The organism is Nocardia sp. NPDC023852, from assembly GCF_040639505.1.
In the GTDB taxonomy this organism is placed as follows: Bacteria; Actinomycetota; Actinomycetes; order Mycobacteriales; family Mycobacteriaceae; genus Nocardia.
In genome coordinates this window covers 263,537-276,686 of sequence record NZ_JBFAAB010000001.1, presented here as the reverse complement: position 1 = coordinate 276,686, position 13,150 = coordinate 263,537, and the positions used below count along the sequence as shown (strand labels likewise).

The 13,150-nt window shown below is 65.4% G+C and carries 12 protein-coding genes; 9 read left to right on the top strand and 3 right to left on the bottom strand.

What is annotated here, in order from left to right:
• Positions 1-9: 9 nt before the first annotated feature.
• Entirely contained in the window at positions 10-1,227 is a 1,218-nt protein-coding gene (locus AB0H00_RS01230; protein ID WP_357258916.1) for a hypothetical protein, read from the bottom strand.
• 145 nt (positions 1,228-1,372) lie between these two features.
• Here AB0H00_RS01230 and AB0H00_RS01225 point away from each other — a divergent pair, with 145 nt between their 5' ends.
• The 3 genes from AB0H00_RS01225 to AB0H00_RS01215 all read left to right on the top strand — a co-directional run bounded on the left by AB0H00_RS01225 (position 1,373) and on the right by AB0H00_RS01215 (position 3,924).
• Positions 1,373-1,948: a TerD family protein gene (locus AB0H00_RS01225; RefSeq protein WP_357258913.1), complete on the top strand. Its 576-nt coding sequence runs from the start codon at positions 1,373-1,375 to the stop codon at positions 1,946-1,948.
• 160 nt (positions 1,949-2,108) lie between these two features.
• Positions 2,109-3,206, top strand: coding sequence for a DUF475 domain-containing protein (locus AB0H00_RS01220; RefSeq protein WP_357258910.1), 1,098 nt, complete (start codon positions 2,109-2,111; stop codon positions 3,204-3,206).
• A 94-nt stretch (positions 3,207-3,300) separates the two neighbouring features.
• Entirely contained in the window at positions 3,301-3,924 is a 624-nt protein-coding gene (locus tag AB0H00_RS01215; RefSeq protein WP_357258907.1) for a Tellurium resistance, read from the top strand.
• A gap of 1 nt (position 3,925) precedes the next feature.
• On the opposite strand, the gene AB0H00_RS01210 is transcribed toward AB0H00_RS01215, so the two are convergent.
• Positions 3,926-4,831: a DMT family transporter gene (locus tag AB0H00_RS01210; protein WP_357258904.1), complete on the bottom strand. Its 906-nt coding sequence runs from the start codon at positions 4,829-4,831 to the stop codon at positions 3,926-3,928.
• Between the two features lie 182 nt (positions 4,832-5,013).
• Positions 5,014-6,405, bottom strand: coding sequence for a hypothetical protein (locus AB0H00_RS01205; RefSeq protein WP_357258901.1), 1,392 nt, complete (start codon positions 6,403-6,405; stop codon positions 5,014-5,016).
• A gap of 306 nt (positions 6,406-6,711) precedes the next feature.
• Here AB0H00_RS01205 and rpsF point away from each other — a divergent pair, with 306 nt between their 5' ends.
• The 6 genes from rpsF (at position 6,712) to AB0H00_RS01175 (ending at position 12,892) form a co-directional block, all read left to right on the top strand.
• A complete protein-coding gene (gene rpsF, locus AB0H00_RS01200) occupies positions 6,712-6,999 on the top strand; it encodes a 30S ribosomal protein S6 (RefSeq protein ID WP_327110998.1) in 288 nt (95 codons plus the stop codon).
• A 92-nt stretch (positions 7,000-7,091) separates the two neighbouring features.
• Complete coding sequence (locus AB0H00_RS01195) at positions 7,092-7,631, top strand: single-stranded DNA-binding protein (RefSeq protein ID WP_357258898.1); 540 nt, start codon at positions 7,092-7,094, stop codon at positions 7,629-7,631.
• A 57-nt stretch (positions 7,632-7,688) separates the two neighbouring features.
• Positions 7,689-7,940, top strand: a complete 252-nt coding sequence (rpsR, locus tag AB0H00_RS01190; protein WP_327121395.1) for a 30S ribosomal protein S18 — start codon at positions 7,689-7,691, stop codon at positions 7,938-7,940.
• Positions 7,941-7,957: 17 nt separating this feature from the next.
• Positions 7,958-8,410, top strand: coding sequence for a 50S ribosomal protein L9 (rplI, locus tag AB0H00_RS01185; protein WP_357258895.1), 453 nt, complete (start codon positions 7,958-7,960; stop codon positions 8,408-8,410).
• Positions 8,411-9,038: 628 nt separating this feature from the next.
• Positions 9,039-10,862, top strand: coding sequence for a replicative DNA helicase (gene dnaB, locus AB0H00_RS01180; RefSeq protein WP_357258892.1), 1,824 nt, complete (start codon positions 9,039-9,041; stop codon positions 10,860-10,862).
• A gap of 311 nt (positions 10,863-11,173) precedes the next feature.
• A complete protein-coding gene (locus AB0H00_RS01175; RefSeq protein WP_357258889.1) occupies positions 11,174-12,892 on the top strand; it encodes a cutinase family protein in 1,719 nt (572 codons plus the stop codon).
• The last annotated feature ends 258 nt before the right edge of the window (positions 12,893-13,150 follow it).

Below are 13,150 nucleotides of genomic sequence, written 5' to 3'. Positions count from 1 at the left end.
GCCCCATCCTCATTCTCGTCGTGGTCCTGCTTCTTTTCTCATTCGATCCACTACCCCGGCTATGAATTGTGTGACGGCATCGAGTTCCGCCACATAGGCCCAGTAGTCGGGGTGACGCCCCGACAGTGTCGCGCTGATTCTGTCTATCCGTGCAGCCTGTGCGTCGAGCACCGATCCCCATTCGGCGACGAGCCCGCGGCTCGTCGCGAGCATTTGCGCATCCCGCAGCCGAAATCGTACGGCCTTCGCCTGTTCTTGCGGGTTGGACCGGACGTCGCGCAGCACAGCGAGCCGTTTGGTGACGGCATCGACCTTCTGCTCGGCCTCGGTGAGGAACCCGCGCGCGGATGTGGTCAGATCAAGTGCAAACTCCGGGTTGTTCTCCGCCGCTGCCGTGCGCGCCCTGCCGAGAGCCGCGTCCGCGGCATCGATGGCTCGCTGACTTTCCCGCTCATTGTCAGCCAGATCGGCCGAACTCGCAGCGTTGAACTCACGAAGCAATGCCGAGTACGCGGGCGCGATCCCCCCCGCCCTGGTCCGGACAGCGGCGATGCGGGTGCTCACCGAGGAGATCGCGGTGTTTGCCGCACCGGCCCGCGAGGGGGCGTGCGCCAAGGCGTCCGCGAGTTCTTTGGCGGCCGCCTCCACCCGGTTCGCGGCCTCGCGCAGAGTGCCCGCCCGCGCACCGGAGCCTGCCGATTCCAAGGTGACCACAGCGTCGTCCACCGCGGCGGCGCGGTCGCGCACCGAGGGATAGTTCGCGAACTCCGATTCAGCGGCCTGCCCGCGCACCGTCGCCGCGGCGATCTTCACCTGGCGCACCAGCTGCGGCACCGTGCCGAGCACGGCGACCGCGTGTTCGAGCTGAGACTGATTGCCGCGGTAGAACTCGTCGACGGCCCGGGCCGCGTCGGTCAACTGCCGCACCACGGCATCGGTGCGCTGCCGGTCGTGCTGCACCGGTGTGCCCTCGCGCTGCGCTGCCTCCAGCTCCTCGATCAGCGCCAGATATATGCCCGCGGCGTCATAGCACTTGTCGCGCACCGGTTCCCAGCGCGCACCCATCCGCCGCTCGGGAAAAACCTGGTCGGAGGCAAGCACCGCCGCGTCGGCCGCGCTCTGGCGTCGATCCATATCGAGAAACGCCGATGCCAGCGCCGTACGTGCTTGTTCGATCCACTCGTCGTCCCCGGACGAGCGGAACCATCGACGCCTTCGGCCTGCCACGCCCCGATGGTAGGAGATGTTCCTGTTCGCCGAGGGTTGCGCCGGTTCTTACGCAACTTCGCGGAAACCTACTACTGTCGTAAGGCGTACCCGGCGATTCGGACATGCTGGGAACCAATGACGGACTATTGAAAGGGAATCCCGCATGGGTGTCAGTTTGTCCAAGGGCGGCAATGTCTCGCTGACCAAGGCGGCGCCTAACCTGACCGCTGTAGCTGTCGGCCTCGGATGGGATGTGCGGACCACCACCGGCACCGACTTCGACCTCGACGCGAGCGCCATCGCCACCGGCGGGGACAAGAAGGTCGTGTCGGACCAGCACTTCGTCTTCTTCAACAACCTGCGGTCGCCCGAGGGTTCGATCGAGCACGTGGGCGACAACCGCACCGGCGAGGGCGAGGGCGACGACGAGGTCATCAACGTCGACCTGGCCGGCACCCCGCCCACGATCGAGAGCATCTTCTTCCCGGTCTCGATCTACGACGCCGACTCCCGGTCGCAGTCGTTCGGCCAGGTCCGCAACGCCTACATCCGCGTGGTTGATCGCAGCAACGGCGAGGAACTCGCCCGGTACGACCTCTCCGAGGACGCCTCGACCGAGACCGCCATGGTCTTCGGCGAGCTGTACCGCAACGGTGCGGAATGGAAGTTCCGCGCGATCGGCCAGGGCTATGCCTCCGGTCTGGCCGGCATTGCCCGTGACTACGGCGTGAACGTCTGAGGAATACTTCGCTGTTCGCAGGGGGTCCGGCGACGGGCCCCCTCGTCATGTGACCAGGCAGGCCGGCGCCCTGGGAGCTACGTTGGACAACCGGCGGTTCAGCGGCCACGCTGGTAGCAACCGTCGCCGACTCGTTTTTCACTTCACGAAAGGTCCCAGCGTGGTCCTGCGCATATTCGGCATGTCCTTCCTAGTCACGGTGGTCTCACTAGTCGTGGCACTGCTGTACGGCGGGCCGACCGCCCTCGCGCTCGCCGCGATCCTCGGTATCCTCGAGGTGTCGCTGTCCTTCGACAATGCCGTCATCAACGCCACCATCCTGCAGCGGATGAGCGATTTCTGGCAGCGAATCTTCCTGACCATCGGCGTGTTGATCGCCGTCTTCGGCATGCGCCTGGTGTTCCCTCTCGCGATCGTGTGGATCACGGCCGGGCTGGATCCGGTGCGGGCCTTCGACCTCGCGCTCAACCCGCCGGCAAACGACGCGCTGACCTTCCCGGACGGCAGCCCGAGCTACGAGAAACTGCTCACCGACGCGCACCCGGAGATCGCGGCGTTCGGTGGCATGTTCCTCGCGCTGCTGTTCCTCAACTTCATCTTCGAAGAGCGCGACATCACCTGGCTCGGCTGGCTGGAGCGGTCGCTGGCCAAAGCGGGCAAGCTGGACATGCTCTCGGTGGTCGTCGCGGGTGCCGGCCTGATCCTCACCGCCGAGTACATCTCCGACGAAGCGCACCGCTCGACCGTCCTGGTCGCGGGCTTGCTCGGCATGATCACCTACATCGCGGTCGACGGGCTCGGCTCCATGTTCCACACCGAGGAGCACACCGGAGGACCATCCGAGCTGGTCAAGGCCACCGGTAAGGCCGGCTTCTTCCTGTTCCTGTATCTGGAGGTGCTCGACGCGTCGTTCTCCTTCGACGGTGTGATCGGCGCGTTCGCCATCACCTCCGACCCGATCATCATCGCGCTCGGCCTCGGCCTGATCGGCGCCATGTTCGTACGGTCGATCACGGTGTACCTGGTGCGCAAGGGCACCCTGTCGGAGTACGTCTACCTGGAGCACGGCGCGCACTGGGCGATCGGCGCACTGGCGGTGATCCTGCTCATCTCGATCGGCGTGCACGTCAACGAGCTCGTCACCGGTCTGGTCGGCGTCGCGTTCATCGGCGCGGCGTTCATCACCAGCATCGTCCGCAACCGGCGCGAGGACGACGAGGAACTGGACAGCGAACGGGAGGCGACGCCGGTAGGCTGATTCCCGGCATGCAGCCGAAGACCCTGTGCGGCAGCGGCCCCATCCCCTCGGATGGCCGCTGCCGCTCTCGTTTCGATTGAGGGGGGATCGCGCCATGGCGATCGACCACAACCCCGGCGGCGTCAACCTGTCCAAGGTGACCCTGTCGAAGGCGACACCCAGTATCAACCTCACCAAGCCTGGTGAGCAGCAGGGGACCATGCGGGTGAACCTGAACTGGTCGAGCGGGTCCAAGGGATTCTTTCGCCGATCCAAACCCGTCGACCTCGACCTCGGCTGCTTCTACGAGCTGTCCAACGGAGCGAAGGGCGTCGTGGAGGCGATCGGCCACAACTTCGGCGCATTAGAGGCCGAGCCCTACATCGAACTGGACGGCGACGACCGCAGCGGTTCCGTCGAAGGCGGCGAGAATATGCGTATCAACCTCGCCCGCCCGGAGCTGTTCCGCCGCATTCTGATCTTCGCCCTCATCTATGAGGGCGTGCCGAACTGGGGCGCAGCCGACGGTGTGGTGACGCTGTATCCCACGGCGGGCCCGCAGATCCAGGTCCGCTTGGACTCCCCGGTGGCCGGCGCCCGCTCATGCGCCATCGCGCTGCTGCAGAACCAAGGGCCCGGGATCACCGTGTACCGGGAGATGCAGTACGTCAACGGCGCCCAGCGCGAGATCGACCAGGCATACCGCTGGGGTATGCAATGGCACAGCGCACGCAAGTAGGTCAGCGCGCCGCGACCGCGGGCCGCCGCGCCGCGACCGCGGCGGAGGGCGCCGAGGGCTTGCGTGACGCGAACACCAAACCGACGAGGCCGACACTGAGCCCTGCGATCGTGAGCGGCCGCAACGGCTGGCCGATCAGCAGCCAGGCCAGGATCGCGGTGACCGCGGGCGTCGCGAAGAACAACCTGCCGACCCTGGTCGCGTCACCGTGGCGCAGCATCACGTTCAGCAGCAGGACCGCCGCCATCGAGTTCACGAGCACCAACCAGGCGACCGATCCAGCGAATCGGCCGACGTCCGACACGTGAACCTGACCGGTCAGCCAGGCCAGCAACCCGGCGATGGGCGCGCTCACCACCATGTGCAGCGTCGTGGATGCCCGCGGGTCGACCGTGGGGACGAACCGCTTCTGGTAGACCGTGCCGATGCTCAGGCCCAGCAATCCGACCGAGCACAGCAGCAGTCCGACCGGCGAGAAGTGAGACTGGTCGACCACCGCCAGCGCAACCCCAATTCCGCCGATGCCGAAGCCGAACCACTGTCGCACCGTGACGGTTTCTCCGAGAACCCCGGCGAACAGCGCGATGACCACCGGGTTCAACCCCTGCACCAGCGCGATCACCGCCGCTGAGACATGATCGCTCATCGCCATGTAGAAGGCGCCGAACTGGACAATTTGCATCAGCAGCCCGGCGACGAGCACGTGCGGGACTTGGCTTCCGCACGGCCAGGTCGCCCGCACCGCGAAGGCGTAGACCGTGAGCAGAACACCCGCGAGGGCGTAGCGCGCGAATAGCACGAGCATCGGCGGCGCGGCGCCGACCCCGATGATCCCGGCGATGCAGGCGCTGCTCCACAACAGGACGAACAGCGGCTGCGCGGCCACCGTCATGAACTGAGCCTTCACGGACCCTCCCGGAATAACCGCCTTGGGTGGCTATCAAGGTGATATCCCAAGGTGGTCAGTATGACTGGGTGTCCACCTTCGTGCGTGGCGGAAACCTCGCACCGGATTTCGCGGGTACCGTCCAGGCCCGATCGACGACCTGCTCGATACCCCGGCGCTCGCCGAATGGATCGTCGCGGACCCTAAGCCACCGGAACCAGATCACCGGGGTCGTACCGCGGCACCGGCGGCGGCACCGGGCGATATCCGCGCGGCAGCGCCCACAGGAACACGAAGAACAGCACTACCAGCAGGCTTGCCCGGCCCCACACCCCGAACTGGACGATGTTCTCCATCAGATCCACGGAGGTGCCCGACCCCATCGAGTAGAAGTACCGGAATACGCCGATCCCGATGGCCGCGTCGGCGACGAGATAGCTGCCGATCAGCCACCACGGCACCTCGAGCAGCACGAGGAACGGCACCAGCCATAGTGTGTACTGCGGCGAATGCACCTTGTGGAACAACAGGAATCCACACAGCATCGCGCCACTCACCCCGACCCACGGGAAGACGCCGGTCATCAGGTATCGCCGCCAGCCGAGCCACATGGCCAGCGCGAACGCGGCGATCACCAGCATCGGGGAGGCGATCGACACCACCTGCTGGAACACCGCCTCGCTCTGGACGTCCTGGGCGAACATCGGCCGCAGCCCCCAGTACCAAATGGAATTCGTGGTGATATCGGCCTGGCGCAGCTGTTGAAAGGTGATCGACGCGCGCCACCCCTCGTAGCCTGCCACCGCGAACGGCAGGTTCACCGCGACGACAGTGCCGACGGCCGCCGCGGCGACGAGCAGCGCGCCGCGGATGTCGAAATCGCGATCCGACTGATCCCGGTCGCGTTCGACTCCCCCGGTGAGCACATACGCCATCAGTGGCAACACGGAGATCCCCGGGTACAGCTTCAGGCAGAAGCCGAGCCCGAGCAGCACCGCGGCCAGAATTCCCCTGGTGCGCAACGGGTATCGGGTCAGGGCGCCCACCACGTAGACTGCCGCCACCGCCGTGCACACCACCGGGAGCTCCCAATTGTGGAAGGCGTAGAGCACCAGCGGCGGTCCCGCCGCCCACAGCAGCGCGGCGCGTCCGGCGAGCCGGGCCAGCATCCACGCCGTCAGCAGCGCGAACGGCGCGAGCACAAGTGCGGAGTGCAGCAGGAACTCGGCATCGTTGTCCGCACCGACCGCGCCGAGCCACATCAGCAGACCGCTGAGCACCGGATATTCCACCGCGCCTCCGACCAGCGCACCATCGCGGGTGATGCCGCCGCCCAGATAGGGAAAGACGTGTTCGTTGATATCGCGGCCGAGCCAGAGGAACTGGATGTCGGAATAGCAGACGTCCGAATCCTTGGCGATGTCGAAGACCGTACTGCGACCGTTCTCGTCGAACGGCGCACCCGCACACCTGGCCTTGTTCACATACGCCAGCGCGAGTGTCAGACCGCACAGCAGCACAACCACCGCGGCCAGCGCCGCGCGACGTCGCACGCGCCCTGCGAGCAGGTCGCGGGCGGCGAGTCCGGTCGGCATAACAACCACCCTAAGCGGGACGACCGGAGCGCGGCGATGTTCCCCCTCCGCAACGACTGATTTCGTGCGCACATGGGTAACTCGCCGGGCACCGACTCACTCGCCCGCCACCGCACCGCCCGCCGCCGACGCCACGGCCGCGACTGCCGAGTCCGGCCTGAATACGCGCAGAGGCGCGAGGCGGGGGAGTGGGGCGTTTCGCTGCTCACCGGCCGTTCATGTAGCCTTGTCGGGTTGCTGACGCAACGACCCTCCTGCCACGGACCGTCCGTGGCCGTTTCCTAGTCCACAGGAGGTGATTGGTCCGTGCGTCATTACGAAGTGATGGTCATCCTCGATCCAAGCCTGGACGAGCGCACTGTTGGTCCGTCGCTGGACAACCTGCTCAGTGTCGTTCGCACCGATGGCGGCAAGATCGACAAGGTCGACATCTGGGGCCGCCGCAGGCTCGCCTACGAGATCGCCAAGCAGGCCGAGGGCATCTACGCCGTGGTCGATCTGACCGCCGAGCCCGCCACCGTGAGCGAGCTCGACCGGCAGCTCGGTCTCAACGAGTCGGTGCTGCGCACCAAGGTTCTGCGCCACGACAAGTAGTTCCGCAACTCTCGTTTGCGTCAGAGCCTGTGCCTAGGCTCTAGCGCAACAGCGAGACGCGGACTGCACACCGAGCAGGAGGAACCAACCACATGGCAGGCGACACGGTCATCACCGTCATCGGAAACTTGACGGCCGACCCTGAGCTTCGATTCACGCCGGCGGGACAGGCGGTGGCGAATTTCACCGTCGCGTCGACACCCCGTGTTTTCGACCGTAATTCGAACGAATGGAAAGACGGCGAAGCGCTGTTCCTGCGCTGCAATATCTGGCGCGAAGCCGCGGAGAACGTTGCCGAAAGCCTGACCAGGGGTTCCCGCGTCATCGTGAGCGGACGGCTCAAGCAGCGCTCCTACGAAACCCGCGAGGGCGAGAAGCGCACGGTCGTCGAGCTCGAGGTCGACGAGGTCGGTCCCTCGCTGCGCTATGCCACCGCGAAGGTCAACAAGACCAGCCGCGGCGGCGGGGGCGGCGGCTTCGGGTCCGGTGGCGGTGGCGGTGGCGGTAACTACGCCTCCTCCGGTAGTGGCGGTGGGCGTTCCGGCGGTGCCGAGGACGACCCTTGGGGCAGTGCGCCCGCGGCGGGCTCCTTCGGGGGCGGCAGCCGCATGGATGACGAACCGCCGTTCTGAGAACGGACACATCGGCCCGCATGATCCGGGCCATCAAGGATTACGGAGTACACGACCATGCCTAAAGCGCCAGCGCGCGAAAAGGTGCTCAAGAAGAAGGCTTGCGCGTTCTGCAAAGAAAGCAAGACCGGAACCGTTTCGATCGATTACAAGGACACGACGCTGCTGCGCAAGTACGTCAGCGACCGCGGCAAGATCCGTGCCCGCCGTGTCACCGGCAACTGCGTGCAACACCAGCGCGATATCGCGGTCGCGGTCAAGAACTCGCGTGAGGTGGCTCTGCTGCCTTACGTGTCGACGGCTCGCTGAGAAAGGGAGGCACGCAAATGAAGTTGATTCTGACTGCTGACGTGGACAACCTCGGTGCGCCCGGCGACACGGTGGAGGTGAAGGACGGCTACGGCCGCAACTACCTCCTGCCGCGCGGCCTGGCGATCGCGGCCAGCCGCGGCGCGCAGAAGCAGGTCGAAGGAATCCGCAGGGCGCAGGACGCCCGTCGGGTTCGCGATCTGGACCACGCCAACGAGCTGAGGCAGGCCATCGAGCGCCTCGAGTCGGTCTCGCTGACCGTGAAGACCGCGGGCACCGGCAAACTGTTCGGCTCGGTGACCCAGGCGGACGTCGCCGCGGCCATCAAGTCGGCGGGCGGCCCCGTCGTCGACAAGCGCAGCATCGATCTGCCGAAGGCGCACATCAAGACGACCGGCAAGCACGGCATCGTCGTGCACCTGCACCCGGACGTGGTGGCCAAGTTCGACCTGACGGTCACTGCCAGCTGATTCGGGCCTACGTCGAAAGACCACTCCCGTGTCCCGCACAGGAGTGGTCTTCGGCTGCGCCGTGGTATCCCACAGAATTAGTTAGCTGTCAGTTTGCATATTGCCAAATGTTTCGTTCGGTAAATTCTTGGCAATCGGTCGCCGACCACCCAGACCTCTAGTCGTTCGACCTGTGGATTACCGGCGAAATAAATCGGTAGCACTGTGATACGAGTCATGTTCCGCTTACGCGCTGTTCACTCAACACGCCCGACTCTTCAACTTGGTCGACACGCCGGTACTTGATTCATCCACACGCCGAGTGATGCGAAAATCCATGTCTATCTGGATGTTTGTCCGCAGTGACCTGGGTTTTCCCCAGGTTGCACACAGGGGGTGCACAACACGGGGCAAACAGTCCCCAACTTATCCACAGCCGTGTGCACAGCCCGGTTTGGCGGACGACTGCTGGGTCACCTAGGTTCATCGCATTGCCGCGCGCGAGCTGCCACCCGACCGGCGGGAACCGGCAGGCCGCGGCGGTAGCTGGGACCTGGCCGATCGAGGCGAAAGTGTCGGTGCCCGGGAGTAGAACGAGTCATCAATAGGGCAGAACCCGGTCGTGGGGTAGAGAGGACGGTCGAGTCTGGTGACAGCCACCGATGACCGCCGCGAGCACACGAATTTTCCGCCCGAACCCCCCGGCGAAGACTTCGGGCGCCAGCCCCCGCACGACATGGCGGCCGAGCAGTCGGTATTGGGCGGCATGCTCTTGAGCAAAGACGCCATCGCCGATGTCGTCGAGGTGATTCGCCCCGGTGATTTCTATCGTCCGGCTCATCAAGCTGTCTATGACACCATCCTCGATCTCTACGGCCGCGGTGAACCCGCCGACCCGGTGACCGTCGCCGCGGGCCTCGACCGCCGCGGCGAGCTCAAGCGCATCGGCGGGGCACCGTATTTGGTCACGCTCACTCAGACCGTGCCCACCGCCGCCAACGCCGGCTACTACGCCGAGATCGTGGCCGAGAAGGCGATCCTGCGCCGTCTGGTCGAGGCGGGCACCCGCATCGTCCAGTACGGCTACGCGGGCGCCGACGGCCAGGACATCGCCGAGGTGGTCGATCGCGCCCAGGCCGAGGTCTACGAGGTCACCGAGCGCCGCACCACCGAAGACTTCCTCCCGCTGGAGGAACTCTTGCAGCCGACGATGGACGAAATCGATTCCATCGCCAGCCGCGGCGGCATCTCCCTCGGCGTCCCCACCGGCTTCACCGAACTCGACGAGGTCACCAACGGCCTCCATCCCGGCCAGATGATCATCGTCGCGGCCAGGCCCGGCGTAGGAAAGGCCCTGGCTCTCGACACCCCGCTGCCCACATCGTCCGGCTGGACAACGATGGGCGAGGTCCGAGTCGGCGCCGAACTCCTCGATGCCCAGGGCCATCCCACCCGGGTGGTCGCGGCAACCGACGTACTGACCGAACGCCCGTGCTACGAGATCGAATTCTCGGACGGGACAGTGATCATCGCCGACGAACAGCATCAGTGGCTCACCGTCGCCCGCTCCGAGGATTCTCGGCCTGCGGTGCGCACGACCGGCGAAATCGTCCACACCGTGCGAACCGAGGACGACGAACCGAATCATTCCGTGCCCAGCACCGCATGTTCCGAGTCTCGGCGCATCGTGGACGTTCGCAAGATCGACTCGGTCCCCGTGCGATGCGTGGAGGTCGACAACAGCGACCACCTGTACCTCGCGGGCCAGACGATGGTGCCGACCCATAACTCCACACTGGGCATGGATTTCATGCGCAGCTGCTCGATCAAACACGGCCTGGCAAGTGTGATCTTCTCGCTGGAAATGAGCCGCACCGAGATCGTCATGCGCCTGCTCTCCGCCGAAGCGAAAATCAAGCTGGGCGATATGCGCTCCGGGCGAATGAGCGACGACGACTGGACCAAACTGGCGCGGCGGATGAGCGAGATCAGCGAAGCACCACTGTTCGTGGACGATTCGCCGAACCTCACCATGATGGAGATCCGGGCAAAGGCGCGCCGACTCAAGCAACGCCACGATCTGAAACTCGTTGTGGTCGACTACCTCCAGCTGATGACCTCTGGCAAAAAAGTCGAATCCCGCCAGCAGGAAGTCTCGGACTTCTCCCGAAACCTGAAGTTGCTGGCGAAGGAGCTCGAAGTTCCGGTAGTCGCGATCAGTCAGCTGAACCGTGGTCCCGAACAACGAACCGACAAGCGCCCCATGGTGTCCGATTTGCGCGAGTCGGGCTCGCTCGAGCAGGATGCCGACATGGTCATCCTGTTGCACCGCCCCGATGCTTTCGAGCGCGACGACCCGCGTGGGGGCGAGGCCGACCTGATTCTCGGCAAGCATCGTAACGGCCCGACAGCGACAATCACCGTCGCACACCAGCTGCACCTCTCGCGGTTCGTGGATATGGCTCGCGGCTGAGGCTCCTGGACGCCGGCGCCGCGTCGGTATTCCTGTGTCCAGGGAATGCCCAGGACATCGACGCGGCGCTTCATGTCCCTATTGATCACTGACACCGATGGCGCAGTGTGCGGTTCGGCCGTGCCGGTCGTCGGCCTGGGAAGCCGGCAGTACCCGTTGACCGGGAAGAACAACGCCTTTTACCCCGAAATCAAGATCAACAAACAATCCGCGCAGTAACGCTCGACCCCCCAACCACGACGTCCTCGGTGACGCATGGCCCTTCGGGGGGGCCTGTCCGTCCACTTGTCGGTTATGGATAGGGATCAGGCATGGCTCTTCGCGAGTTCTTTGTGCGGCATCGCATCACTTCGGCTGTTGCCGCGCCGGCAGTGTTGGGGGTGGTGGCGGTCGTCGCTGCCTCGTGGACACTGACATCAACGCCGCAAACCAGGAATACACAGCTCACGGCGTCCGTTACGGAATGCCACGACATGGTGACCATCTCGGTGGCCGGCCGCAATGACACTCCGGTCGCGGGGACAACGAAGATGCTCGTCGGTGCCAACGGTGAAGAATTGCCCGCAGCGCTGTCCGGTGACCATCGCAGCGACTGGGTCGATCCGGTCGTCAACGCTCCGGCCGATGCCGTCGATCCCGGCTCGTACGCTGCTGTCTACATCGCGTATCCGGCGAACATGGCCACCTACGAAGACGCGGTCACGACCGGTGTCGCGAATACGGAACAGGTGATGCGGGAAATCGCGAAGGCATGCCCTGACACCAAGTTCTCGATCGTCGGATACAGCGAGGGCGCCGATGTCGTCCGCCGCGTCGCGATGAACATCGGACATCAGGATGCCGACCGTGACGGCGGATACGGGATCGTCGATCCGGCTGATGTCGTCGGTGTCGTCATCCTCGCCGACGCGGGTCGCACGGCGGGAGAGGGGCCGTTTCCTGGCGCCGAGGACCCGTTCGGCAATCCTGACGGATTCGACCAGCGGTATCAGAACGGGACGAAACCGGCGCCTGGTCGGGGTGCGCTGCCGGGCACCAGCGGTGACTTCGGTGCGCTGAACGGCAAGATCGCGTCGTTCTGCTCCGACGGCGATCTCACGTGTGCGGCCCCGGAGAACATTTCACTGCTGCAGCTGGCGGTCAATGTGGGCCGGCAGTTGAACGTCGACGCACTCGAACGAGACGGGCTCACGCCGGCCACAGGGCAGGACGTCGCTGTTGCCCTCAGCCGTATAGCGCTTGCGGCGTTCGCGGACATTCAGTCGCAACCGAACTGGATGCAGAGCGACGAGACCTTCCTTCAGGTGCTGCTGAGGGTGTCGGACCCGGCATACAAGCCAGGTGCGACGCCGAAGGCCACGGCGAAGGCCGAGTCGATCTCGACCAGCGAGATGTCGCCCCTGGCATATTTGCCGCAGAAGGTGCTCAACGAGATCATCGGTCTCATCGTGACGAACCAGAACACAATCCCCGTAATCATGAGCGACCCGTACCAGCTCACCCTCGGGCCGAACGGAACCGGTCACCACTTCGACTACTGGCGTGACGCCAACTCCGCCGACGGTAAGCCACTGACATCCGCCGAGTATGCGGCCGCCTGGCTCACCCACCTGGCGAAGCAGGCGCAGGCTGGGGAGCCGGTCGACACGACCGCCAAGCCGGAAGCGGCGGACCTCGCCGCCGCATACAAAGCGGTGGCGGCCACTTCGGCAGCGCCGACGAGTGAACCGACCAAGGACGCGGCTGCGTCACCGAAGACCACCAGCGCCACCCCCACGAAGACCGTCGGCGCCACCCCAACGAAGACCGCTATCAGCAGTGACCCGACGACCACGGTGCCGACGACCACGGTGCCGACGACCACGGTGCCGCCGTCCCAGAGCACAAGTACGGCAGTCATACCGAAGGTGGCAACCCCACCGACTCCGTCTTCGGTCGCGGCGACCACTGAGACTACGAAGCCGACCGCCGCAGCGCCGACGACCACGACAACGGAATCCGCAGCGCCGACCACCACCAGTGGGAGGTGAGGACAGCACATCAACTGACCCGTCTCGGATCCGTGGGCCCGCGAACGTACCCGCGATTGTCGGCGCTGTGGGCCACCGCCGATGTCTCCGGAGTTCGGCAAGGATCGCGGCGTCGGTGGTCGTAGCATGACACGCACTGGTCGAATTCACTCAGGCGGAGCCGGAATTCGGTGTCCGCGTCGGCGAGGAAGATCTGGCGCGGCATCGGAGAACCGCGCGGGTATGCCTGCCGTCTTCGACCTGCTCGATGCGAGCGCG

Coding starts and splice junctions, on each gene's coding strand:
- AB0H00_RS01225 (WP_357258913.1), top strand. CDS start 1,373: ATGGGTGTCAGTTTGTCCAAGGGCGGCAATGTCTCGCTGACCAAGGCG.
- AB0H00_RS01215 (WP_357258907.1), top strand. CDS start 3,301: ATGGCGATCGACCACAACCCCGGCGGCGTCAACCTGTCCAAGGTGACC.
- AB0H00_RS01205 (WP_357258901.1), bottom strand. CDS start 6,405: ATGCCGACCGGACTCGCCGCCCGCGACCTGCTCGCAGGGCGCGTGCGA.
- AB0H00_RS01195 (WP_357258898.1), top strand. CDS start 7,092: ATGGCAGGCGACACGGTCATCACCGTCATCGGAAACTTGACGGCCGAC.
- rpsR (WP_327121395.1), top strand. CDS start 7,689: ATGCCTAAAGCGCCAGCGCGCGAAAAGGTGCTCAAGAAGAAGGCTTGC.
- rplI (WP_357258895.1), top strand. CDS start 7,958: ATGAAGTTGATTCTGACTGCTGACGTGGACAACCTCGGTGCGCCCGGC.
- AB0H00_RS01175 (WP_357258889.1), top strand. CDS start 11,174: ATGGCTCTTCGCGAGTTCTTTGTGCGGCATCGCATCACTTCGGCTGTT.